The organism is Allobosea sp. P2_B12 (assembly GCF_056404835.1).
The window spans coordinates 184,775-209,166 of the sequence record NZ_JBFUDG010000008.1; the positions used below are offsets into that span (position 1 = coordinate 184,775).

Below are 24,392 nucleotides of genomic sequence, written 5' to 3' on the forward strand. Positions count from 1 at the left end.
CCGCTTCCCTTTCCCGTTCGTGACGACGGAGCGCCCGATGGCGACCTTTCACCAGCGCGTCTTCTCCGGCATGCAGCCGACCGCGACGCTGCATCTCGGCAATTATCTGGGCGCGCTGACCAACTGGGTCGCGATGCAGAAGACGCATGAGTGCATCTATTGCGTCGTCGACATGCACGCGATCACCGTCTGGCAGGATCCCGTCGAGCTGACCCGCGCAATCCGCGAGGTCACGGCGGCCTATGTCGCGGCCGGTATCGACACCAAGAAGAGCATCATCTTCAACCAGAGCCAGGTTTCGCAGCATGCGGAACTCGCCTGGGTGTTCAACTGCGTGGCGCGGCTGGGCTGGCTCAACCGCATGACCCAGTTCAAGGAAAAGGCCGGCAAGGACAAGGAAAACGCCTCGATCGGGCTTTACGCCTATCCGGCGCTGATGGCGGCCGACATCCTGCTCTACAAGGCGACGCATGTGCCCGTCGGCGAGGACCAGAAGCAGCATCTGGAGCTCGCCCGGGACATCGCGCAGAAGTTCAACAACGATTTCGGCGTGCAGATCGCGGAACGCGGCCTCGGTACCGGCGATCTCGGCTTCTTCCCGCAGCCCGAGCCGATGATCCAGGGGCCGGCGCCGCGTGTGATGAGCCTGCGGGACGGCACCAAGAAGATGTCGAAATCGGACGCTTCCGACAATTCGCGCATCAATCTGACCGACGATGCCGAGACCATCGCCCAGAAGATCCGCAAGGCCAAGACCGACCCCGATGCCCTGCCCTCCGAGGAAAAGGGCCTGGAGGGCCGGCCCGAGGCCGAAAACCTCGTCGGCATCTATGCCGGCCTGAACGACCAGACCAAGGCGCAGGTTCTCAGCCAGTTCGGCGGCGGGCAGTTCTCCGGCTTCAAGACGGCACTGGTCGATCTCGCGGTGACGAAGCTCAGCCCGATCGCCGGCGAGATGCGCCGCCTGCTTGCCGATACCGGCCATATCGACGCCATCCTGGGCGAGGGCGCCGAACGTGCCGAGGCGATTGCGGCGCCGATCATGCGCGACGTCAAGGACATCGTCGGCTTCGTCCGGCGCGGCTGATATCACCGGTGACTTGCGCTGACGTTGCGGCGCAGGTCACCATGCGCGCTCCTGAAGCGGCGGCAGGGCAGGCGACATGGTGAAGCGACGGCGGTCCTATGAAACGGGCCATCGCCCGAAATTCCTCGCGGTGGTGGACGACAGCGCCGAATGCGCCAAGGCCGTGCGCTTCGCCGCGCGGCGCTGCGCGCGCATCGGCGCCGCGATCGTGCTGCTCGGCGTGGTGACGCCGCCCGAGCATGAAACCTGGCTCGGCGTCGGCGAGGTCATGCAGGCCGAAGCCGAAGCCGAGGCCGAGAAGCTGATCGACGCCGCAGCCGCAGCCGTGCGCGCGCTTGCCGGCATCGAGCCCGAAAAGGTCGTGCGCACCGGCGACAAGGCCGACGAAGTCGTCAAGCTGATCGAAGCGGATGAGGACATCTCGCTACTCGTGCTCGCCGCGGGCGCCGGGCGCGAGGGCCCGGGCCCGCTGGTCAGCGCGCTGGCAGGCAAATCGGCGGCGAGCTTCCCGATTCCGGTCGCGATCGTGCCCGGCCATCTGGAAGACGAGGAAATCGACGCGCTGGCGTGAGGTTCAGCCGTCATGCTCGGCCTTGTGGCGAGCGTCCACGTCTTGGTCACAGCGCTCGGCGAGCGAAGACGTGGATGGTCGGGACGAGCCCGACCATGACGGAAGAGCGCTGGAATGATTCCACGCGGGCGCTTATATCGGAGACAGGAACGGCGGCCTTGAACCGTCCGGGACCGGAGATTTCATCATGTTCATCCAGACCGAAGCCACACCCAACCCCGCGACGCTGAAATTCCTGCCCGGCCGCGCCGTGATGCCGGACGGAACGCTCGAACTGCGCGATGCCGACCAGGCCGAGCGTTCGCCGCTGGCGCAGCGCCTGTTCGGCGTCAACGGCGTCTCCGGCGTCTTCCTCGGGTCGGATTTCATCACAGTGACCAAGTCGGCCGGCGAATGGCCGCATCTCAAGCCGGCGATTCTCGGCGCGATCATGGAGCATTTCATGTCGGGCGCGCCGGTGCTGTCGGACGGCTCGCGCGCCGACGTCATCGAGGAGGGCGAGTTCTTCGCCCCCGAGGACGCGCAGACGGTCGAGACCATCAAGGACCTGCTGGAGACCCGCATCCGCCCGGCGGTCGCGGGCGATGGCGGCGACATCACCTTCCGCGGCTTCAAGGACGGCACGGTCTATCTCGCGATGAAGGGCTCCTGCGCCGGCTGCCCGTCGTCGACCGCAACCCTGAAGCACGGTATCCAGAACCTGCTGCGCCACTTCCTGCCGGATGTGCGCGAGGTCGAGGCGGTTTGAGCTTGTCCAGATCAGACCGGCCATGATCTTGTCCGAAAACCGGTTCCCACTTTTCGGGATCGTGGCCTGATGCGCATCCTCGCGATCGACACCGCGCTCGGCGCCTGTTCGGCCTGCGTGCTCGATACTGCCGACATGGTGAAACCATTGGCGATCGAGCAGGTCGCGATGGAGCGCGGCCATGCCGAGGCGCTGATGCCGCTGATCGAGCGTGTCATGAACGCGGTGGAGGGTGGGTTTTCCTCGCTCGACCGGGTCGCGGTCACCGTCGGGCCCGGCAGCTATACCGGCCTGCGGGTCGGGGTCAGCGCGGCGCGCGCGATCGCATTCGCGGCGGACATCCCGGCCGTGGGCGTCACGACGCTCGCCGCCTGCGCGGCCCCGCTGATCGGGCGCGAACCCGGCCGGGTCATCGCAGCCGCGCTCGATGCCAGGCATGGCCAGGTCTGGTTCCAGGCGCTGAGTTCGGAGGGCCGCCAGATCGTTGCGCTGCGCCAGGTCAGCTACCGCGACGCAGCGCGCGCTATCGGCGCCGGCCCGGTCAGTCTCGTCGGCTCGGCGTCGCTGGCCGTCGCCAACGAGGCCTGGGCGATCGGGCTCGACGCGCTGGTGCTCGACGATGCCCGCGCGCCCGACGTGATCTGGGTGGCGCGGCTCGGCATGATCGCCGACCCCGATTCGGCGCCGCCGCGCCCGCTCTATCTCAAGGCGCCCGAGACGACCCCGCAGGACCGCGCCCGGCTGCCGCGTCGTTAGCGTTTTGCATCTCCTCGCCTGAAACGCACCGCAGATGACGCAAGGGGACTTGCCAGAAGGTGCGGCTGTGCCATCAAGCGCCATGGACTGGCTGCGTCAACTTCTACACCCCCATGCGAGCCCGGCACGGACCGGCCGCCTCGACACGCGCCATGCCCGCGACGTGGCGGCGCTGCACAGCCAGGGCGGCTTCGCCCGCGGCTGGGAGCCCGGCGAGTGCGCGGCGCTTCTGGCCGATGCCAGCATCGCGAGCGACGGTGTCTTTTGCGGCCAGAACCTGCATCCGGCCGGCTTCGTGATGTCGCGCCAGGCCGCCGACGAAGCGGAAATCCTCTCGATCGTGATCGCACCCGGCCAGCGCCGGAGCGGGCTCGCCGCAAACCTGCTCGGCGCGCATCTTTCGAGGCTTGCCGGCGGCGGCGTGGTTCAGGTCTTCCTCGAAGTCGAGGAGGGCAATGTCGCGGCCGAACGGCTCTACCGGCATCTCGGCTTCCGCGAGGTCGGCCGGCGCAAGGGTTATTATCCCAAGCCCGACGGCAGCCGGGCCACGGCGATCGCGATGCGGCTCGATCTCGCATGACCAGATCCGGCGTGGGTGGAGTTGCGCGCGCATGACCGGCCTGCATCCCGGCGCGATCCTGCGGCTGTCTGCCCTGGCGTTGGCCACGATCGCGCTGCTGCCGGCGCAGTTGCTCGTCATCCGGCTCGCGCCGGGCCGGAGTGCGGGCATCCCATTGCTGTTCCATCGCATCACCTGCCGCTGCCTCGGCGTGCGGCGGCGCATCCGGGGAACGCCGCCGCCGCCCGGCAGCGGCGGGCTGATCGTCGCCAACCATGTCTCCTGGCTCGACATTTCCGTGATCGGCGCAGAGCGGCCGGTCTGCTTCGTCGCCAAGAGCGAGGTCCGGGGCTGGCCGGTGATCGGCTTTCTGTCCCGCCTGCAGCACACGCTCTTCATCGACCGATCGCGCCGCGGCGCCACCGCGGATGTCGCGGCTCAGATGGGCGCGCGGCTGTCGGCGGGAGAGGCCGTCGTGCTGTTCGCCGAGGGCACGACGGGTGACGGCACGCGCATCCTGCCGCTGCGCTCCTCTCTTCTGGGTGCCGCACATGAAGCCCTCGGCAAGAGCGAGAGCGATACGCACAGCGAAGCGGATATCACGGTCTATCCGCTGACGATCAGCTATACCGGTTTCCACGGCATCGCCGGCGGACGGGCCGAGCGCACCGCGCTCGCCTGGTATGGCGAAACCGAACTCGCACCCCATCTCAAGACGGTGCTGCGCCTCGGCGCGATCGATGTCGAGCTGGCCTGGGGCGAGCCGATCGCGATGGGCCGCAAGACCACGCGCAAGGAGGCGACGCGGCTGGCGCAAGCCGCGATCCGCAAGGCGCGACAGGAGACGGTAAGCGGGCGACCGCTGGCCTGATGCCGGGCTCATGCTCTCGGCCGACTCTTGGCCCGGCCATTGCTTGATCACCGGATCGGGAGGCCGGTCATTTCCTCGGACCACGATCCGGAGTAAGGAAACGGTTTGGAGACCAAACTAGGCGCGATGAAGAAAGTCCACATCAAGTCCTTCGGCTGCCAGATGAACGTCTATGACGGCCAGCGCATGGCCGACATCCTGGGCGAACAGGGCTTCGAGGAAACCGCGACGCCGGAAGGCGCCGACCTGATTTTGCTGAATACCTGCCATATCCGCGACCGCGCGGTGCAGAAGGTCTACACCGAGCTCGGCAAGCTGCGCGACATCAAGACCGCGCAGAAGGCGCAGGGCCAGGACACCCGCATCATTGTTGCCGGCTGCGTCGCGCAGGCCGAAGGCGCCGAGATCCAGCGGCGCCAGCCCGCCGTCGATCTGGTCGTCGGCCCGCAAGCCTATCACCGGCTGCCGGAGCTTCTGGAGAAGGCGCAGCGTCGGCGCGTCGTCGATACCGACCTGCCTGTTGACGACAAGTTCGGCCATCTCCCAGTGCCGAAGCCAGCAGCGATCCGCCAGCGCGGCATCTCGGCCTTCGTCACCGTGCAGGAAGGCTGCGACAAGTTCTGCGCCTTCTGCGTCGTGCCCTATACGCGCGGCGCCGAATTCTCGCGGCCGGTCGCGCAGATCATGGCCGAGATCGAGCGGCTGGCGGCGTCGGGCGTGCAGGACGTCACGCTGATCGGCCAGAACGTCAACGCCTATCACGGCGATGGTTCCTCCGGAGGAACCTGGGGTCTGGCGCGGCTGATGCATCGCGTCGCCGAGGTGCCGGGGATTCACCGCATCCGCTACAGCACGAGCCATCCGCGCGACATGGACAACGATTTGATCGCGGCCCATCGCGATCTGCCCCAAGTAATGCCCTTCCTGCATCTGCCGGTGCAGGCTGGCTCCGACCGCATCCTCGCGGCGATGAACCGAAAGCACACAGCCGACGAGTATCGCCGCCTGATCGAGCGGGTCCGTCAGGCGCGGCCCGACATCGCCCTGTCGTCGGATTTCATCGTCGGATTTCCCGGCGAGAGCGACGCCGATTTCGAGGAGACGATCGCACTCGTCGACGAGATCGGCTTCGCCTCGAGCTATTCCTTCAAATACTCCTCGCGCCCCGGCACGCCTGCCGCCGATCTCGGCGGGCAGGTGCCTGTCGCCGTGATGGACGAGCGGCTCCAGCGCCTGCAGGCGCGCATCGAGCACCATCGCCAGGCGTTCAATCATGCGATGGTCGGACGAACGGTCGAGGTTCTGCTGGAGCGGACCGGCCGCCATCCGGGGCAGCTTGCGGGAAAATCGCCCTACCTTCAGGCTGTGCAGATCGAGACGCAGGCGAATCAGATCGGCGACAGGGTGCAGGTGGTGATCGAGCGAGCGGGCTCCAACTCGCTTTTCGGCCGCAAGGCCGGGGAGCAGGAGCCTTCGTTGCACGATTCCGCGACGCAAAATCCCGCGATGCGCGAGCCTGCGAACAAGGAGCTGGCCGCTTGAGAGCCTTCCCGGCATCGATCAGGCCTTGCCCGCATCAATCGACGGCGACGAGCCGCTGTCATCAGCCTGAAACCGATGCACCGGCTGATATGAACGACCGATTTGCGAGACGACCCGGCCCAACGCTTCTGTTCGGCCGGAACAGGCGCCAGGGAGATGACGCTTTTGGCACAGGCTGACTCGACGACACCGAGACCGGAACGGGGCCCGCGGCGCGAGATCGCGCCGTCACGCGTGGAAAGCCTGACGCGTGACGGGTTGCCGGTCACCGAAGTCCTGCTCTCCTTCGACGACAACCGGCTGGCGAGCCTGGTCTTCGGCCATTACGACCAGAACCTGGCGCATCTGGAGCGCCGGCTCGGCGTGGTGATCAGCCCCAATGGCAACCATGCCACCATCAAGGGGCCGCGCGAGACAGCCGAACAGGCCGGACGCGTGCTGAAGACGCTCTATACCCGCGCCAAGGCCGGCGCCTCGGTGACGCTCGGCGAGGTCGACGGCGCGATCGAAGAAAGCAATGTCCAGCGCTCGCTCTTCCCGGCCGCCGACGCGGGCAAGACCTCGTTCGACGCGATCGTGACGCGCAAGCGCGGCCCGGTGCGGGCCCGCAACGCGGCGCAGGACGCCTATCTGCGCCAGCTCAAGCGCAATGAGCTGGTGCTCGCCGAAGGCCCGGCCGGCACCGGCAAGACCTGGCTTGCGGTCGGACACGCCGTCTCGCTGATCGAGCAGGGCGTGGTCGAGCGCATGGTGCTGTCGCGCCCGGCGGTCGAGGCCGGCGAGCGGCTCGGCTTCCTGCCCGGCGACATGCGCGAGAAGGTCGATCCGTATCTGCGGCCGATCTACGACGCGCTCAACGACTTCATGGAGGCGCGCCATGTCGAGCGCGCCCTGCAGACCGGTATGATCGAGATCGCGCCGCTCGCCTTCATGCGCGGGCGTACGCTGACCAATGCTGTCGTCCTGCTCGACGAGGCGCAGAACGCGACCTCGGTGCAGATGAAGATGTTCCTGACCCGCCTCGGCGAGGGCTCGCGCATGATCATCACCGGCGACCCCTCGCAGATCGACCTGCCCCCGGGCCAGCGCTCGGGGCTGATCGAGGCCGTGAAGCTGCTCTCGGGCGTCGAGGGCGTCGGCCATGCCAAGTTCGAGGAGGGCGACGTCGTGCGCCACGACCTCGTGCGCCGCATCGTCATGGCCTATGAAGGCGCCGCGAGGCGCGAGCGCGAGGAACGCGAGGAGCGGATGCACGCCGCCGTGACGGAAGCACCGATCGAAAGCGATACCGAGGGGCTGAAGCGCACCCTGTCGCGGGAGCGGCCGCGATGACCGACCGACCTCGCGCGCGGCGTTCGGCGCCGCGGCCAGAGACCAGACCGCGACCTGGGAATAAGGCTCCTGCGCTCGCGATCACCATCAGGGCCCAGTCGCGCCAGTGGCACGCACTCGGCAACCTGGCGGCGCTGCGCACGCTGGTGACGCAGGCGACGCAGGCCGCGCTGTCGGTCGCCCCGCTGCAGCCCCTGGACGGCGCCGAACTCAGCCTGCTCCTGACCGACGACCGGCGCATCCGCATCGTCAACCGCGATTGGCGCGGCTTCGACAAGGCGACCAACGTTTTGTCCTTCCCGGCCGCGCCGCCGGACCGGATCGCGATGAGCCCCATGCTCGGCGACATCGTCGTCGCCTTTGAGACCGTCGAGCGCGAAGCGCAGGCCGAGGGTAAGAGCCTGCACGATCATCTCAGCCATCTCGTCATCCACGGCCTGCTGCATCTGCTCGGCGAGGATCACGAATCCGAGGCCGAGGCACAGCGCATGGAGGGCCTCGAAGTGGCGGCCCTTGCACGGATCGGCATCGCCGATCCCTATGCCGACGGCGAACTCATCGCGCGCCAGCAGGCCGTTTCCGCAATCTCTCAACAAGCCCCAACCCGAGACCACCCCCCAAGATCATGAGCGACGACAGTCGACCGAACCAGACCGAGGCCGCCGGTCGCGGCCTCTCCCATTGGCTCAGCCAGTTCCTCGACAGGCTCGGCCTGCGCGGCGGCGGCACGATCCGCGAGGACATCACCGAGGCGCTGGCGCAGGGCAGCGGGCAACTCGCCGATCTCAGCGCGCAGGAGCGCGCGATGCTCTCCAATGTGCTCAGCCTGCGCGAGCGCCGCGTCGGCGACGTGATGATTCCGCGCGCCGACATCATCGCGGTGCCGGCCGATGCGACGCTGGACGAATTGCTGGCGCTGTTCCGGACGGCCGGACATTCGCGCCTGCCGGTCTTCGACGATTCGCTCGATGACCCGCGCGGCATGGTCCATATCCGCGACTTCCTCGAATTCATCGCTGGCCAGGCCAAGGCCGAGCATACGGCAGGCCTTTCCGAGCCGGCTTTCCACGACCTCTCCGCCGTCGACCTCAAGATGACGCTCGCGGCGACCAAGATCCTGCGCCCGGTCTTGTATGTCCCGCCCTCGATGCCGGCGGTCGACCTTCTGGTGCGGATGCAGGCGACGCGGACCCATATCGCGCTGGTGATCGACGAATATGGCGGCACGGATGGCCTGGTCTCGATCGAGGACCTGATCGAGATCGTCGTCGGCGACATTGAGGACGAGCATGATCTCGAGGAGGCGCCGACGATCGCGCCCGCCGGCGAGGACAGTTTCACGGCCGATGCCCGTGCAACGCTCGAGGAGCTCAAGGATGCGACCGGCATCGATCTGTCCGAAACCCAGATCGCCGAGGATGTCGATACGCTGGGCGGCCTGATCGTGACGTTGGCCGGACGCGTGCCCGGACAGGGCGAGGTGGTCGCGGGGCCCGAGGGCCTCTCTTTCGAGATCATCGAGGCCGACCAGCGCCGCGTGAAGCGGCTCAGCATCCACCGTCGCGCGCCGGCCGCGCATGAAACCGCAACTGCGGCGGAGCCGGGCTGATGCGGATTGCCGTGCTGGCCGACAGCGTCATCCTCGCCTGGGGTTGGCGCAAGCGGCTGATCGCGCTTGGCGCCGGCGCGAGTGGCGCGCTCGCCCTGCCGCCGCTCGACCTCTGGCCGTTGATCGTCGTGCCCATGACGATCGCCGTCTGGCTGATCGATGGCGCGGTCGGCACCAGCGTGGCCGGGCGTTTCCGCGCTGCCGCCGCGGTCGGCTGGTGGTGGGGCTTCGGCTTCTTCCTCGCCGGACTGTGGTGGCTGGGCGCGGCCTTTCTGGTCGAAGCCGACAAATTTGCCTGGGCGATGCCGCTCGGCGTCGTCGCGCTGCCGGCCTTCCTCGCGGTGTTTCCGGCGCTGGCCTTCGGCTGCGCAAGGCTCGTCTGGCCGTCCGGCGCCGGGCGCATCCTCATGCTGGCGATCGTGCTCTCGCTCAGCGAGTGGCTGCGCGGCCATGTGCTGACCGGCTTTCCCTGGAACGTCTACGGCATGATGCTGGCCGGGCAAGGCCAGATCGCGCAGTTCGCCTCGCTCGCCGGGCTCTATGGCCTGACGCTGTTTGCGGTTGCGATCGGGGCCGCGCCGGCGACGTTGGGAACGGGGGAAACCGGCACGGGCCGCTGGCGCGCGCCGATAGCAGCGCTGGTCGTGCTGGCAGGGCTGATCGGCTTTGGCGCCTGGCGCGTGCCGTCAGGGCCGGTGCCGCTCGTCGCCGGCGTCAAGCTGCGGCTGATGCAACCCAATCTGGCGCAGGACGCGAAATTCAGCGCCCGCAATGGCGAGGCGATCCTGAACCAGTATCTGGCGCTGAGCGACCGGGCGACCAGCCCGACCACGCCAGGTGTCCAGGCCGTCACCCATCTGATCTGGCCTGAATCGGCTTTTCCCTTCCTGCTCGGCCGGACGCCGCAGGCGCTCTCGCGGATCGCCGCGCTGCTGCCCCCGAACACCACACTGATCACGGGCGCGGCGCGTGCCGGCGAGGCGCTGCCCGGCGAGAGCCGCCCGCCGATCTTCAATTCGATCCAGGTCGTCGATGACGAGGGCATGATCGTCTCCAGCTATGACAAGGTGCATCTGGTGCCGTTCGGCGAATATCTGCCGCCCGTGCTGGAGACGCTGATCCGAAGCCTCGGCCTTTCGGAATTCGTCTCCGTGCCCGGCGGCTTCGCATCGGGCACACGGCGGCAGTCGCTCGCGATCCGCGGACTGCCGGCGGCGGCACCCCTGATCTGCTACGAGGTGATCTTCCCACGCGATGTCGCACCGGCGGGGCCGCGCGCCGGATGGATGCTCAACCTGACCAATGACGGCTGGTTCGGCCAGACCAGCGGCCCCTACCAGCACTTCGCCCAGGCCCGGTTGCGGGCGATCGAGGAGGGGCTGCCACTTGTCCGAGTCGCCAATACCGGCATCTCGGGCGTGACGGACGGCTATGGGAGGGTCATTGCGAGTTTGCCGCTCGGTACGGAAGGGGTTCTCGACGCCGGCCTGCCACGCGCCGGGCCAGCCCCGCTCTATGCGCGATGGGGCGACCTGGTCTACGCGCTCCTTCTGGCCGGTTTCCTGCTTCTCTCGCGGTTGCGATCAAGCCGATAATCCCATTTGGAACTTCTTGGCGGGCAGGCTAAGCTCCGGGGAGCCGGCTTCTTAAACCAATTGACTATGCCGCCTCGCGCGATAATGCATCCGGGCGGCATACAGACCCAAGGCTGTCGTCCATGTTGAAGAAAGTTCCCAACCCGATCGACCGCCATGTCGGCAGCCGCGTGCGCATGCGCCGCATGCTGGCCGGGGTGAGCCAGGAGAAGCTTGGGGACGCACTCGGGCTGACCTTCCAGCAGGTGCAGAAATACGAGAAGGGCTCCAACCGCATCAGCGCGAGCCGTCTCCAGCAGATCGCCAAGATGCTCGACGTGCCCGTGTCGTTCTTCTTCGACGGCGCCCCGACCGGCGACATGCCGACCGGTGGATTCTCGGATGCGGCCTCCTCGGCCTATGTCTCCGACTTCATGTCGAGCAGCGAGGGCCTGCAGCTGACCAAGGCCTTCGTGCGCATCAAAAACCCGAAGGTGAGGCGCCGCATCGTCGACCTGGTCGAGTCGCTGGCCGAGGAAGACGGCGGAAACGCGTGATTCAGCGCAAATATTGTTCGTCCTGACGAACAAAGCTCCCGATTAACGGATTGGCGTGCTTGACGGCGAACGCATCCACTGCAAAGAGGATGGCCGTTTTCGCCGACCGGCCGCGTTTTCTGCCGGTCCTCTCGTCCCAACCCGCAAAAAGGGCTGTCCGACCGTGTCACGCCAGAATTACCTGTTCACCAGCGAATCCGTCGGCGAGGGCCACCCCGACAAGATCTGCGACCGGATTTCGGACGAGGTCGTGGACCTGTTCTTTAAGGAAGCCGCCAAATCCGGCATGGATTCGGCCCAGGTGCGTGTCGCATGCGAGACCCTGGCGACGACCAACCGTGTCGTCATCGCCGGCGAGGTCCGCACCTCGCTCGACGAAAAGGCGATGAAGAGCAAGGTCAAGTCGGCCGCGCGCAAGGCGATCAAGGCGATCGGCTACGAGCAGGACGGCTTCCACTGGAAGAAGTGCAAGATCGACGTGCTGCTGCACGCCCAGTCGGCTGACATCGCGCAGGGCGTCGACGCCACCGGCAACAAGGACGAAGGCGCCGGCGACCAAGGCATCATGTTCGGCTATGCCTGCCGCGAGACGCCGGAGCTGATGCCGGCGCCGATCTACTACGCCCACAAGATCCTCGAAGTGCTGGCCAAGGCCCGCCACGCCAAGGAGGGCGCCGCTGCCAAGCTCGGCCCGGACGCCAAGAGCCAGGTCACCATCAAGTACGAGAACGGCAAGCCTGTCGGCGTCACCCAGATCGTGCTCTCGACCCAGCACACCGATGAGAGCCTGTCCTCGGCCGACGTCCGCAAGATCGTCGAGCCTTATATCCGCGCGACCCTGCCCGAGGGCTGGATCACCAAGGAGACCGTCTGGCACGTCAACCCGACCGGCAAGTTCGTCATCGGCGGTCCCGACGGCGATGCCGGCCTGACCGGCCGCAAGATCATCGTCGACACCTATGGTGGCGCGGCTCCGCATGGCGGCGGCGCGTTCTCCGGCAAGGACCCGACCAAGGTCGACCGTTCGGCGGCCTATGCGGCGCGCTATCTCGCCAAGAACGTCGTCGCGGCCAAGCTGGCCGAGCGCTGCACGATCCAGCTCTCCTATGCCATCGGCGTCGCCAAGCCGCTCTCGATCTATGTCGATCTGCACGGCACCGGCAAGGTCGACGAGGCCAAGCTCGAATCCGTGCTGGGCGAGGTCATGGACCTGACGCCGCGCGGCATCCGCACGCATCTGCAGCTCAACAAGCCGATCTACGCCAAGTCGGCGGCTTACGGCCATTTCGGCCGCAAGCCCGGCCGCGACGGCAGCTTCTCCTGGGAGAAGACCGATCTCGTCGATGCGTTGAAGAAGGCGGTCGCCTGAACAAGCGCCCAACGGGTGACCTGATGAGGCCGGAGCTAAGCGCTCCGGCCTTTTCCTTTTTCCGGATTGCGTTAGAGCGTGCCGTCATACCGACCGTAGCGACGCCCGAGACATTTCAAAGACCACTGATGACAAACGACTTCGATCCCGACCGTGCCTTCTTCGGCCGGCGCAAGGGCAAGGCCCTGCGCGATGGGCAGAGCATGATGATCGACAGCGTGCTGCCCAGGCTGCGTCTGCCGGAGGGCGAGATCGCCGATCTGACGGCGTTGTTCCCGCAGCCCGTGGAGGCCGTGCGGCTGGAGATCGGATTCGGCGGCGGCGAGCATCTGCTCAGCCGCATGCGTGAGAGCCCTCTGATCGGCTTCATCGGCGTCGAGCCGTTTATCAACGGCATGGCGAAATTCCTGGCCGTGATCGAACGCGAGGGCCTGACCAATATCCGGATCTGGGATGGCGATGCCGCGCTGATGCTGCCGCGGCTGCCAGCAGGCTCGCTCGACGCGATCGACCTGCTCTATCCCGATCCCTGGCCGAAACGGCGACAGCGCAAGCGCCGTTTCGTCTCCGACCGAACATTGGCGCTGTTTGCCCGCGCCCTGCGCGACGGCGGCCGCTTCCGCTTCGCCAGCGACATCGACGATTATGTCGGCTGGACGCTGGCGCGGCTCGCGCGCTCGCGTGATTTCGACTGGATCGATGCACGCGCCGACGACTGGCGCCAGCCCTATCCCGGCTGGATCCGCACCCGCTATGAGGCCAAGGCCATCGCGGCCGGGCGGGTGCCGAGCTATCTCACTGCTGTGCGTCGCGCATCCTGAGGAAGCCGAGAACGCGCTGGGCCGTCGGCTGGGCGAGATTGCGGAAATGCTGGCGCGCGCGCTCGATCGCCGGCGCCGATTTGCCGAAATCCTTGCGGAGCCCGATCAGCGCAGCCGTGGTCTCCCAGGACCAGCCGAGACCGCGGGCAACCAGCAGAACGGCGTCGCGATCGGCTCCCAGGATGATCTGCTCCGTCGCCGGCAGCCCGAGCTGGGCCAGAACGGCGACAGCGCAGATGGCGTGTTCGGTCGAACCCGCCGCAGCGAAGGCCGCGATCCTGCTCTCATTGAGCTCGCCGGCTTCGTTCAGCCGGTTGATCTCGACCATCGCGGCGTTGACCGCAGCGAGATCGCCCTGAATCTGGGCCTGAGCGGCAACCGCTTGCGCGCCCCGCTCGACTGCGCCGTCGACGGCGCCTGCAAGCCCCGGCTCAAGGCCGACCGTCAAGCGGCGGCGAGCGGAGTTCTTCGCCGCAACCATGAGCTGGTCGGCGAGTTCGGCGGGAATATCAAGTCGCGCACCCAGCGCCATCTGCAGGGCGTCGTCCTGGACAGCACGCATGACGAGCACACCCATGCCGTGTTCCGAGAACCGAGCCGTGTGATTGGCCGCGATGGCATGGGTCACGACTCGGCCGCCACGCAGGATCAGGAAATCGGTAACGGGTTCGCCGAGATCGGGGCGCTCGGTGATGGCGAGCATGTGGTCGCGGCCCTTGGCGGCCGAGATCGCGACGAGATCCTGGTCGGTCAGGCGCTTCGAGGCGATCAGCACCGGCCGCGCGACCGCGATCTCGTCGAGCGCGAGCTGGCGAACGACGCCGGTCGGTGCATTCGGCACGGGGGCGAGCCGTTCGGACAGTTCGATGCGGGCCCTGAGCTCGATGGCGCGCGAGAGGCGGCCGATGACGACGTCGAAAATCCCGACCTGGTCGTCATCCATGATCGAGGCCGTGCTGAGGAAAAGATCGGTCAGGCGCGACAGAATCTGGGCCCGGTCATCGGTCGAGCCGCGAAGCATCGTCGTCTCGAGATCACGCAACAGCGTACTGACAGAACTCATCCCGCATCCCCAAACAACGCGCAGCACCGCACCATGGCGCAGAAGGATGACCAGCGGGTTAGCGGCAGCAGAAAACCTCCCCCGTGACCCGCATCGGGCAAGAGCGCTTGCATGCGGGGCTAATGCGGACTAAATAGCAGCCTAACAGCTCTGGTTTCGGTATCAGCCGATGATCAAGAGCGGGCCGGAAGGCCCGCTCTTTTTTGTTGGCCGCGGCCCAGCCGGGGCTGGAGCATGACGCCGATGCGCGGCTGCCCTTCAGCGGCTTAGCCCCGCGCGGTGCCATGCGCCAATTCTTCGGTCGGAGCTGGGCGGTATCCGGCTTACAGACAGGCACGCAGGGCATGAACGAGCCGACAGCGACGAACCAGGACAACGACCGACGCATCGTCGTCGAGAGCGGCGTCGCGGCGCGCGTGGCCGCGATCATCGAACCCGCCATCGTCGATCTCGGTTACCGGCTCGTGCGCGTGCGCGTCACCGGGCAGAACGGCTGCACTGTGCAGATCATGGCCGAGAAGCCCGACGGCACGATGAATGTCGAGGGCTGCGAAGCCGTCAGCCAGGCCGTTTCGCCGGCGTTGGACGTCGATGATCCGATCCAGGTCGCCTATCATCTTGAGGTATCGTCGCCGGGAATCGACCGGCCGCTGGTGCGGGCGGGCGATTTCGAGCGCTGGGCCGGGCACCTCGCCAAGATCGACACCGAGGCCGTCGTCCACGGCCGCAAGCGGTTCCGCGGCATCCTGCGCGGCGTCGAGGGCGGCAACGCCCTGCTCGCCCGCGACGATGCGAAGTCCGAAGAAGAGCGCGACGTCGCCATCCCGATGAACCTCATCGCCGATGCCCGTCTCGTTCTGACGGACGCGCTCGTGACCGAATCGCTGCGCCGCGGCAAGGCCGGGCTGCCGCCCGAAATGCCGACGGCAGACGAGATCGCGGCCCCGCCGAAGGGCCGCAAGAAGTCATTGGGGCCGCGTCCGGATAAAATCCCGGCCCCGAAGAAGAAGAGCGGACCGGCTCCGCACGATACAACCCCGGAAGAGGAGTGAGCGTCATGGTCGTCAGCGCCAACAGGCTCGAACTGCTGCAGATCGCCGACGCGGTCGCCCGCGAGAAATCGATCGACCGGCAGATCGTCGTCGACGCGATGCAGGATGCGATCGCGAAAGCCGCCCGTTCGCGCTACGGCGCCGAGACGGATGTCCATGCCGAGATCAACACCAAGACCGGCGAACTCCGGCTGGCCCGCCATCTCCAGGTGGTCGACCTCGTCGAGAACGGCGCGACCGAGATCACGGTCGACGAGGCCAAGCGCCACAACCCGGCGGCCCAGGTCGGCGACGTCATCGCCGATCCGCTGCCGCCCTTCGATTTCGGCCGTATTGCGGCCCAGTCGGCCAAGCAGGTCATCGTGCAGAAGGTGCGCGAGGCCGAGCGCGACCGTCAGTATGACGAGTACAAGGATCGCATCGGCGAGATCGTCAACGGCGCGGTCAAGCGCGTCGAATACGGCAACGTCTTCGTCGACCTCGGCCGTGGCGAGGCGATCATCCGCCGCGACGAGATGATCCCGCGCGAGACCTTCAAGGTCGGCGACCGCGCCCGCGCCTATGTCTACGATGTGCGCCGCGAGCCGCGCGGCCCGCAGATCTTCCTGTCGCGCACCCATCCGCAGTTCATGGCCAAGCTGTTCGGCCAGGAAGTGCCCGAGATCTATGACGGCATCGTCGAGGTCAAGGCCGTCGCCCGCGATCCGGGCTCGCGCGCCAAGATCGCGGTGATCAGCCGCGATTCCTCGATCGACCCGGTCGGCGCCTGTGTCGGTATGCGCGGTTCGCGCGTCCAGGCCGTCGTTGGCGAGCTGCAGGGCGAGAAGATCGACATTATCCCCTGGTCGCCCGACATCGCGACCTTCGTCGTCAACGCGCTGCAGCCGGCCGAAGTCGCCAAGGTCGTTCTCGACGAGGAGGCCGACAAGATCGAGGTGGTGGTGCCCGACGAGCAGCTCTCGCTCGCCATCGGCCGCCGCGGCCAGAATGTGCGCCTCGCCTCGCAGCTCACCGGCTGGGACATCGACATCCTGACCGAGGCCGAGGAATCGGAGCGCCGCCAGAAGGAATTCCTGAACCGCACCGAGATCTTCATGAATGCGCTGAACGTCGATGAGACGGTCGGCCAGCTGCTCGCCTCGGAAGGCTTCCGGACGGTCGAGGAGGTCGCTTATGTTGATCCGTCCGAGCTCGCCTCGATCGAGGGCTTCGACGAGGATACGGGCGCCGAGATCCAGTCGCGGGCGCAGGAGTATCTTGCTTCCGTCGAGGCCGAGTTCGACGAGAAGCGCCGTGCGCTCGGCGTCGAGGATGCCTTGCGCGAGGTTCCCGGCATCACCACATCCATGATGGTGTCGCTGGGCGAGAACGATGTGAAGAGCGTCGAGGATCTGGCCGGTTGCGCCACCGATGATCTCGTCGGCTGGACCGAGCGCAAGGATGGCGAGACCACCCGCCATGCGGGCTATCTCGACGGGTTCGACCTGTCGCGTCAGGATGCGGAGGCGATCATCATGGCCGCCCGCGTCCATGCCGGCTGGATCGAGGCGCCTGCGGAAGAGATCGAGGCAGAGCCTGCCGCCGACGAGACGGCGGAGGCCTGAGTCAGGCACCGGCGATGAAATCGGCCGCGCCGCGCGGTGAGCGCGAAACGCGCCTGGATCGCAAGGACGGGCCGGAACGGAGCTGCGTCGTCACGAGGACCGTCAAGTCCCCGGACGATCTGATCCGCTTCGTCGTCGGACCCGATGGCAGCCTGGTGCCGGACCTTCGGCGCAAGCTGCCGGGACGCGGCGTCTGGGCCAGTCTCAGCGCGGCGACCGTGACCGAGGCGATCAAGCGGCGGGCCTTCGAACGCTCGCTCAAGACGAAGGTCGTCGTACCGCCCGATTTGGCTACGATGATCGACGGTCTGATGCTGAAAGACGCCCAGCAGGCGCTGTCGATGGCCAACAAGGCGGGACTGGTCCAGGCCGGTTTCGCCAAGGTAGAGGCCATGATCGGCTCCGGCCGCTGCGCTGCGGTGATTGCGGCCAGCGATGGCGCCGAAGATGGCCGCCGAAAGATCGGACAGGCGCTGCGCCGGGTGGAACTCGCCCGCGAAGAGGCCGGCCTGAAGCCGCGAAAGGTGCCTGTGGTGGCAATTTTCGCGGGCGAAGATTTGGAATTGGCGTTAGGCAAGGCACATGTGATACATGCGGCGCTTGCTCCGGGACCGGCGGCCGAGGGTTTCCTCTCCCGCTGGCGTCGACTCGTCCGCTACCGGACGGACGATGCCGGTGCAATGGAGCCGGATGAACCGGCTCTCTCCGACTCCGTAGACCAAGATTCCGTAGACCAACGATCGACCGAACCGGCTGGACCGAGCACAGAATGAGCGATACCAAGACCCCGGGCGACAAGACCTTGACCGTCGCCCCCCCGAAGACCCTGACGTTGAAGCGTCCTGTCGAACAGAGCACTGTCCGGCAGAGCTTCTCGCATGGGCGCTCCAAGCAGGTGGTCGTCGAGGTCAAGCGGCGCGTTGCCGGCTCCGAAGTCAAGGAGCAGCCTTCGGTGCGCGCGCCGCAGCCGCAGGTTCAGCAGGCCGCTCCCCGCCCGGTGCCGCCTACCCCGACACCGCCGGCGCGCCCCTCTTCCGGCATGCTTCTGCGCACCCTCTCCGAAGACGAGAAGGATGCGCGTCAGCGCGCCCTTTCGGATTCACGAGGCCGGGAGGCGGAAGCCCGCCGCATCGCCGAGGATGAGGCCCGCCAGCGCGCGCTCGTCGCCGAGCGCGAGCGGCAGGAGCGCGAATCCGCCCTCGCCCGCCAGCGCGAGGAAGAAGAGCGCCGCCGCCAGGAAGACGACCGCAAGCGTCGCGCCGAGAGCGCAGCCCGCCAGCGCATGGACGAGCCGCAGGCCCCGCGCCCACCGCAGCCGCCGCGCGAGTTCACGCCGGCTCCGCAGCCGCAGCCCGACAACGGCGCTGCGCCGAATCCGGCCCCGGCCTATGCCCAGACTCCGCGCCCGGCACCGTCGGGTCCGCGTCCCGATTTCGCGCCGCGGACCCCGATGCGCGACATCGGCGCGCGCCCGCCCCGGCTCGATTCGCGCCCGCCGCGCCTCGATACCCCGCGTCCGCCGCGACCGGTCGATGCGACCGCGCCCGCCGAACCAGCAGTCATCCGGCCGACGCGTCAGGCGCCCTCCAGCGCCGCGCCACGCAGCCGTCCCGATGAGGGTGAGGCGCGTCCCGCCTTCCGCCGCCCCGGCGGCTTTGCCGGCGGCCCGCCGCGTGGTGCCCCCGTGCCGGCGCCCAAGACTCCCAAGGTCGGCGAAAAGGTTCGCGGTCGCCTGACACTGTCGACCGCGACCGGCGGTGACGACGAGCGCACGCGTTCGGTCGCGGCCTTCCGCCGCCGCGTCCAGCGCATGACCGGACATCGCGCCTCGGATGTCGCCAAGGAGCGCGTGATGCGCGAGGTGATCATCCCGGAGACGATCACCATCCAGGAACTCGCCAACCGCATGACGGAGCGCGGCGTCGACGTCATCCGCCTGCTGATGAAGCAGGGCGCGATGCACAAGATCACCGACGTGATCGACGCCGACACTGCCCAGCTCGTGGCCGAGGAAATGGGGCACACCGTCAAGCGCGTCGCCGATTCCGACGTCGAAGGCGGCCTGTTCGACACGCCCGATACCGACGACAGCCAGGTCACACGGCCAGCCGTCGTCACGATCATGGGCCATGTCGACCACGGCAAGACTTCGCTGCTCGACGCGATCCGCCAGACTCATGTCGTCACCGGCGAGGCCGGCGGCATCACACAGCATATCGGCGCCTATCAGGTGATGACGCCTTCGGGCGCCAAGGTGACCTTCATCGACACGCCCGGCCACGCCGCCTTTACGGCGATGCGCGCCCGCGGCGCCAAGGTGACGGACGTCGTCGTTCTCGTTGTCGCGGCCGATGACGGCGTCATGCCGCAGACGATCGAGGCCATCAACCACGCCAAGGCGGCAGGCGTTCCGCTGATCGTGGCGATCAACAAGATCGACAAGGCCGACGCCAGCCCCGAGCGGGTTCGCGCCGAACTGCTGCAATACGAGATCCAGGTCGAGACGCTGGGCGGCGAGACGCTGGAAATTGAGGTTTCCGCCAAGACCGGCAAGAATCTCGACAAGCTGCTCGAGGCGATCGCGCTGCAGGCCGAACTGCTCGACCTGAAGGCCAATCCCGACCGTCCGGCCGAGGGCACCGTGATCGAGGCCAAGCTCGACCGTGGTCGCGGCCCGGTCGCGACGGTTCTTGTCCAGCGCGGCACGCTGCGCACCGGCGATATCGTCGTGGCAGGTTCCGAATGGGGCCGCGTGCGCGCCCTGATCGGCGACACCGGCGTCCATATCAAGGAGGCGCCTCCGTCGCTTCCCGTCGAGGTGCTCGGCTTCAACGGCACGCCGGAGGCAGGCGACCGCGTCGCGGTGGTCGAATCCGAGGCCCGCGCCCGCGAGATCACCGATTACCGCGAGCGCCAGAAGCGTGATCGCATCGCCGCGCGCGGCGGCGGATCGACGGCGGGCCGCTCGCTCGCCGACATGATGCGCGATCTCAAGGAAGGCGCCGGCCGCAAGGAATTCCCGCTCGTCATCAAGGGCGACGTGCAGGGATCGGTCGAAGCCATCGTCGGGACGCTCGAGAAAGTCGGCAATGACGAGGTGCGCGCCCGCGTGCTGCAGTCGGGCGTCGGCGGCATCACCGAATCCGACATCACGCTGGCCCAGGCTTCGGGCGCGGCCGTGATCGGCTTCAACGTGCGTGCCCACAAGGAAGCGCGCGAGGCGGCCGAACGGGCCGGCGTCGAGATCCGCTACTACAACATCATCTACAACCTCGTGGATGACGTGAAGGCGGCGATGTCGGGCCTGCTGGCCCCGACGCTCCGCGAGACAATGCTCGGCAACGCCCAGATCCTCGAGATCTTCGCGGTCTCGAAGGTCGGCAAGATCGCCGGCTGCCGCGTCACCGACGGCACGATCGAGCGCGGCGCCAATGTCCGCCTGATCCGCGACAATGTCGTGGTCCATGAGGGCAAGCTCGCCCAGCTCAAGCGCTTCAAGGACGACGCCAAGGAAGTAGTGGCGGGCCAGGAGTGCGGCATGTCCTTCGAGAACTACCAGGACATGCGTGCCGGCGACGTCATCGAGTGCTACCGCGTCGAGGAGATCAAGCGCACGCTGTAAGGCGTCCGCTTCGACACATGCAGGTCATGGCCGGGCCTTGCCCGGCCATGACTCATTTCAGACCGTCCATCCGGTCCGATCCCGGAGAACGAGAACCATGGCAAAACCATCCAAATTATCCGGCCCGAACCAGCGGCAGCTGCGCATCGGCGAACTGATCCGCCACGCGCTGGCGGAGTTGCTGTCGCGCGGCGACATCCATGACGAGGTGCTGGCCAAGCACGTCATCACCGTGCCGGAGGTCCGTCTCTCGACGGATCTGAAGCTCGCGACCTGCTTCGTCATGCCGCTCGGCGGCGGCGATGTCGCTCCCGTGCTGAAGGCGCTGAACACGCACAAGAAATACATTCGCGGCGAGATCGCTCATCGCGTGAACCTGAAATTCGCGCCCGATATCCGCTTCCTGCAGGATGAGAGCTTCGCCGAGGCCGAGCGCGTCGATGCCATCCTCTATTCCGACAAGGTCCGCCAGGACATCCTGAAGCAGCCGCTGCGGATCAATCAGGACGAACCGGCTTCAGACGACAAGGAGCCGGGCGATGAGTGACCTCACCGCCGCCAACGACGCGGCCCCGGCCGATCAGGATCAGGGCCAGACCTTCGCTCCGCGCCCCAAGAAGCGCGACGTCCATGGCTGGGTCGTGCTCGACAAGCCGGTCGGCATGACCTCGACCCATGCGGTGGCCGTGGTCAAGCGCGCCTTTTCCGCCAAGAAGGCCGGCCATGCCGGCACGCTCGACCCCCTCGCCTCCGGCCTGCTGCCGATCGCGCTGGGCGAGGCGACCAAGACCGTCCCCTTCGTGATGGACGGGCGCAAGGCCTATCAGTTCACGGTCGCCTGGGGTTCGCAGACCAATACCGACGACACCGAGGGCAAGGTCATCGCGACCTCCGATGCGCGCCCCGACGAGGCCGCCATCGCGGCGCTGCTGCCGCGCTTCACCGGCACGATCAGCCAGGTGCCGCCGCAGTTCTCGGCCATCAAGATCGCCGGCGAGCGCGCCTATGATCTCGCCCGAGAGGGCGAGGCGGTCGTGCTGGAGGCGCGGCCCGTCGAGATCGACGCGTTGCGCATCGTCTCCCATGAGGCAGGCACGACGACTTTCGAGGCCGAATGCGGCAAGGGCACCTATGTCCGGGCGATCGCGCGCGATCTCGGCATCGCGCTCGGCTGCCTCGGCCATGTCGCGCATCTCAGGCGCACCCGCGTCGGCCCGTTCGACATCGCGGATGCAGCCAGCGTCGAGATGCTGCGCGAAAGCCCCGAGAGCGCGGCAGCCGCGCTGCTGCCGGTCAAGGCGGCGTTGACACTGATCCCGGAGATCGCGGTCCATCGCGATGCCGCGCTGCGGCTGAAGCGCGGCCAGAGCGTGCTGTTGCGGGGGCGCGACGCGCCGGTCGAGAGCGAAACCGTCTATGCAACCTCAGGCGGTATCCTGATCGCCACCGGCATCATCACGCAGGGCGAATTCGTGCCGCACAGGGTCTTCAACCTCTGATTCCACGGGCTTTTGGCCCGTTTGAAAGGTCGCGTTAACGGCGACTCGCTATGTCTCTCAGACAACGCTCCAGCATCTTCATGGTCTCGCCGCGCAGCCGCGGCATGGCTGCATGCCGGATTCGAGGCGGCGGCCGTGGAGACGAGATACCATGCGCGTAACGCATTTCCTGATCTGCACCATCGCTGCCGGCGGCGCAGCGATCCTTGCCAGCGGTTACGTCGCCTACAACCAGATGCGGGCGCTTTCGACGGCCCACGAGACGCGCAGCCTCGTCGTAACATCGGAAAGCATCAGCCGCGTCATCGAGCGCGCCGCGATCGAGCGTGGCGCGGTGACCCAACTGATCCTGGCCGAGGATACCGATGGCAAGATCGCGGCAACGAATGCCCAGGCGGCGCGCGACACGGATGCGCGTGTGACGCAGATGCAGGAGGGCTTCGCGGCCACCCCCTTCGCCAAGCGCCCAGAACTGGCCGGACCGGTCAGCCAAATCAGCCAGCGTCTCGCCCAGGCCCGCGCAGCCGCCCGGGCGGAAGGCGCCAAGCCTCTCGCGCAGCGCGATCCCAAGGCGGCCCAGGTCTTCAGCGCCACGCTGCTCGACCTGCTTACCCAGCAATCCGTCCTGCAGCGTCAGATCGGCGCGCGCATCGGCGATCTGAACGCCGACGTCAGCAACACCGTGTCGCTCGGCGAGTTTGCGACCACGATCCGTGAGGCCGCCGGCAGCCGCGCGGTCAACTACACGCAATATGTCGGCAGCGGCACGAAGCTCTCGCCGACGAACCTGTCCCAGGTCGACCGCCTGACAGGCCGCATCGAGCAACTTTGGGTGCTGGTCGACCAAGCCCTGGCGCAGATGCCGGAAACACCGCAGCTCAAGACAGCGCTCGATGCCGTCAAGACCGGCTTCCGCGACGAGGAACTCAAGACCTACGCGGCCATGTACGAGGCGGCCCGCGAGGGCAAGCCGGCCGGCATGGACCTGCCGGATTGGCGTAGCTGGGTGCAGAAGTCGCTCGCCACGATCCTTCAACTGCGCGATGCAGCTTTCGAAGCGGCCAAGGCCGACATCGACGCCAGCATTTCGCTGGCCGGATGGCGGTTGGCGCTTTCTCTCCTTGCCATCCTCGTCGTGACAGGCGTCGTCGTCGGCATCGTCGTGGTGTTCAACCGGGGCGTGGTGCGGCCGCTGGGGCGGCTGGCCCATTCGGTCGACCTGATGCTGTCGGGCGCCGATGACGCCAGCATCCCGGCCAAGGTCGGCATGGTCGAGATTGACGCGATCAGCCACGCACTCGGCGATTTCCAGGCCAATATCCAGCGCGTCCGCGCGCTCGAAGAGCAGGAGCATGCGGCTGCTGCCGCGCGCCTTGCCCGGGCGCAGTCGATGGAGGCGGTCGTCTCGGATGTCGGGGAGGTCGTTGCGGCTGCGGCGGCCGGCGATTTCTCGGCGCGGCTCCAGATCGACCAGGCCGATGCGCAGATGCAGAAGCTCGTCGCCGGCATCAACGAGATCAATGCCGTGGTCGATTCGGCGACGAGCGAGTTCGCCCGGGCGCTCTCGGCGGTGGCCGGCGGCGACCTGACGGTGCGGGTCGATTCGGCCTATCGCGGCAAGTTCGCCGAGCTGAAAGGCGCGATCAACGACACGGTCGATCGCCTGTCCTCGACGGTGCGGACGATCCAGGTGACCTCGGCCGATGTCGGTCTCGCCGCCCGCGAGATCAATATGGGCGCCGACGATCTCTCGAAGCGCACCGAGGAGCAGGCATCGAGCCTGGAGGAGACCGCCGCGACGACCGAGCAGCTCGCAGCCAGCGTCAAGGCCTCCGCCCAGGCCTCGAAGGACGCCGCCGCGATCGCCAATGACGCGATGCAGGCGGCCCAGTCGGGCGGCACCATCGCCGGCCAGGCGGTCGATGCGATGGCCCGCATCGAGAGCGCCTCGCAGAAGATCTCCGACATCATCCGGGTGATCGACGACATCGCCTTCCAGACCAACCTGCTGGCCTTGAACGCGGCGGTGGAAGCGGCCCGGGCGGGCGATGCCGGCAAGGGCTTCGCCGTCGTGGCCTCGGAGGTGCGCACCCTGGCGCAGCGCTCAAGCGCCGCCGCCAAGGACATCTCCGGCCTGATCTCGTCCTCGAACATGG

The 24,392-nt window shown here is 67.4% G+C and carries 22 protein-coding genes; 21 read left to right on the forward strand and 1 reads right to left on the reverse strand.

Annotated features, from left to right (window positions below):
• Positions 1-37: 37 nt before the first annotated feature.
• The 14 genes from trpS to trmB all read left to right on the forward strand — a co-directional run bounded on the left by trpS (position 38) and on the right by trmB (position 13,396).
• Positions 38-1,087 carry a tryptophan--tRNA ligase gene (trpS, locus tag AC1DYU_RS19435; protein ID WP_476793054.1) on the forward strand — a complete coding sequence of 350 codons (1,050 nt, stop codon included), beginning with the start codon at positions 38-40 and terminating at the stop codon, positions 1,085-1,087.
• A 76-nt stretch (positions 1,088-1,163) separates the two neighbouring features.
• Positions 1,164-1,658: a universal stress protein gene (locus tag AC1DYU_RS19440; RefSeq protein WP_158485901.1), complete on the forward strand. Its 495-nt coding sequence runs from the start codon at positions 1,164-1,166 to the stop codon at positions 1,656-1,658.
• Between the two features lie 187 nt (positions 1,659-1,845).
• Entirely contained in the window at positions 1,846-2,406 is a 561-nt protein-coding gene (locus AC1DYU_RS19445; RefSeq protein ID WP_158485902.1) for a NifU family protein, read from the forward strand.
• 69 nt (positions 2,407-2,475) lie between these two features.
• Positions 2,476-3,162 (forward strand): tRNA (adenosine(37)-N6)-threonylcarbamoyltransferase complex dimerization subunit type 1 TsaB, encoded by a 687-nt coding sequence (tsaB, locus tag AC1DYU_RS19450; protein WP_158485903.1) that lies wholly within the window; start codon positions 2,476-2,478, stop codon positions 3,160-3,162.
• Positions 3,163-3,244: 82 nt separating this feature from the next.
• Positions 3,245-3,742, forward strand: a complete 498-nt coding sequence (locus tag AC1DYU_RS19455; RefSeq protein WP_158485904.1) for a GNAT family N-acetyltransferase — start codon at positions 3,245-3,247, stop codon at positions 3,740-3,742.
• A gap of 31 nt (positions 3,743-3,773) precedes the next feature.
• The gene (locus AC1DYU_RS19460; protein ID WP_476793055.1) at positions 3,774-4,592 is read left to right on the forward strand and encodes a lysophospholipid acyltransferase family protein; all 819 of its coding nucleotides are present in this window, start codon (positions 3,774-3,776) and stop codon (positions 4,590-4,592) included.
• A gap of 126 nt (positions 4,593-4,718) precedes the next feature.
• Positions 4,719-6,134: a tRNA (N6-isopentenyl adenosine(37)-C2)-methylthiotransferase MiaB gene (miaB, locus tag AC1DYU_RS19465; protein WP_476793056.1), complete on the forward strand. Its 1,416-nt coding sequence runs from the start codon at positions 4,719-4,721 to the stop codon at positions 6,132-6,134.
• A 156-nt stretch (positions 6,135-6,290) separates the two neighbouring features.
• A complete protein-coding gene (locus AC1DYU_RS19470; RefSeq protein WP_476793057.1) occupies positions 6,291-7,466 on the forward strand; it encodes a PhoH family protein in 1,176 nt (391 codons plus the stop codon).
• Entirely contained in the window at positions 7,463-8,095 is a 633-nt protein-coding gene (gene ybeY, locus AC1DYU_RS19475) for an rRNA maturation RNase YbeY (RefSeq protein ID WP_476793058.1), read from the forward strand. Before AC1DYU_RS19470 ends, ybeY begins: the two co-directional genes overlap by 4 nt.
• A complete protein-coding gene (locus AC1DYU_RS19480) occupies positions 8,092-9,075 on the forward strand; it encodes a hemolysin family protein (RefSeq protein ID WP_476793059.1) in 984 nt (327 codons plus the stop codon). Before ybeY ends, AC1DYU_RS19480 begins: the two co-directional genes overlap by 4 nt.
• Positions 9,075-10,670, forward strand: coding sequence for an apolipoprotein N-acyltransferase (gene lnt, locus AC1DYU_RS19485; RefSeq protein WP_476793060.1), 1,596 nt, complete (start codon positions 9,075-9,077; stop codon positions 10,668-10,670). The genes AC1DYU_RS19480 and lnt overlap by 1 nt, the downstream gene beginning before the upstream one ends.
• A 122-nt stretch (positions 10,671-10,792) precedes the next feature.
• Positions 10,793-11,206 (forward strand): helix-turn-helix domain-containing protein, encoded by a 414-nt coding sequence (locus AC1DYU_RS19490; RefSeq protein WP_476793061.1) that lies wholly within the window; start codon positions 10,793-10,795, stop codon positions 11,204-11,206.
• Positions 11,207-11,369: 163 nt separating this feature from the next.
• On the forward strand, positions 11,370-12,575 hold the full coding sequence (metK, locus tag AC1DYU_RS19495) for a methionine adenosyltransferase (RefSeq protein ID WP_158485911.1): 1,206 nt from the start codon (positions 11,370-11,372) through the stop codon (positions 12,573-12,575).
• A 128-nt stretch (positions 12,576-12,703) separates the two neighbouring features.
• Positions 12,704-13,396 (forward strand): tRNA (guanine(46)-N(7))-methyltransferase TrmB, encoded by a 693-nt coding sequence (gene trmB, locus AC1DYU_RS19500; protein WP_476793062.1) that lies wholly within the window; start codon positions 12,704-12,706, stop codon positions 13,394-13,396.
• Here the strand turns inward: trmB and AC1DYU_RS19505 are convergent.
• The gene (locus AC1DYU_RS19505) at positions 13,371-14,459 is read right to left on the reverse strand and encodes a DUF2336 domain-containing protein (protein ID WP_476793063.1); all 1,089 of its coding nucleotides are present in this window, start codon (positions 14,457-14,459) and stop codon (positions 13,371-13,373) included. The two genes, trmB and AC1DYU_RS19505, sit on opposite strands and share 26 nt — an antisense overlap.
• A gap of 344 nt (positions 14,460-14,803) precedes the next feature.
• On the opposite strand from AC1DYU_RS19505, the gene rimP reads away from it, so the two are divergent.
• The 7 genes from rimP to AC1DYU_RS19540 form a co-directional block, all read left to right on the forward strand.
• A complete protein-coding gene (rimP, locus tag AC1DYU_RS19510; protein WP_476793064.1) occupies positions 14,804-15,511 on the forward strand; it encodes a ribosome maturation factor RimP in 708 nt (235 codons plus the stop codon).
• A gap of 5 nt (positions 15,512-15,516) precedes the next feature.
• Positions 15,517-17,115 (forward strand): transcription termination factor NusA, encoded by a 1,599-nt coding sequence (nusA, locus tag AC1DYU_RS19515; protein ID WP_158485915.1) that lies wholly within the window; start codon positions 15,517-15,519, stop codon positions 17,113-17,115.
• 14 nt (positions 17,116-17,129) lie between these two features.
• Positions 17,130-17,888: an RNA-binding protein gene (locus tag AC1DYU_RS19520; protein WP_158485916.1), complete on the forward strand. Its 759-nt coding sequence runs from the start codon at positions 17,130-17,132 to the stop codon at positions 17,886-17,888.
• Complete coding sequence (infB, locus tag AC1DYU_RS19525) at positions 17,885-20,737, forward strand: translation initiation factor IF-2 (RefSeq protein ID WP_476793065.1); 2,853 nt, start codon at positions 17,885-17,887, stop codon at positions 20,735-20,737. Before AC1DYU_RS19520 ends, infB begins: the two co-directional genes overlap by 4 nt.
• Positions 20,738-20,834: 97 nt before the next feature.
• Positions 20,835-21,284 carry a 30S ribosome-binding factor RbfA gene (rbfA, locus tag AC1DYU_RS19530; RefSeq protein ID WP_158485918.1) on the forward strand — a complete coding sequence of 150 codons (450 nt, stop codon included), beginning with the start codon at positions 20,835-20,837 and terminating at the stop codon, positions 21,282-21,284.
• Complete coding sequence (gene truB / locus AC1DYU_RS19535) at positions 21,277-22,236, forward strand: tRNA pseudouridine(55) synthase TruB (protein ID WP_476793066.1); 960 nt, start codon at positions 21,277-21,279, stop codon at positions 22,234-22,236. The genes rbfA and truB overlap by 8 nt, the downstream gene beginning before the upstream one ends.
• A gap of 151 nt (positions 22,237-22,387) precedes the next feature.
• A partial coding sequence (locus tag AC1DYU_RS19540; RefSeq protein ID WP_476793067.1) for a methyl-accepting chemotaxis protein occupies positions 22,388-24,392 on the forward strand: 2,005 nt, incomplete at its 3' end.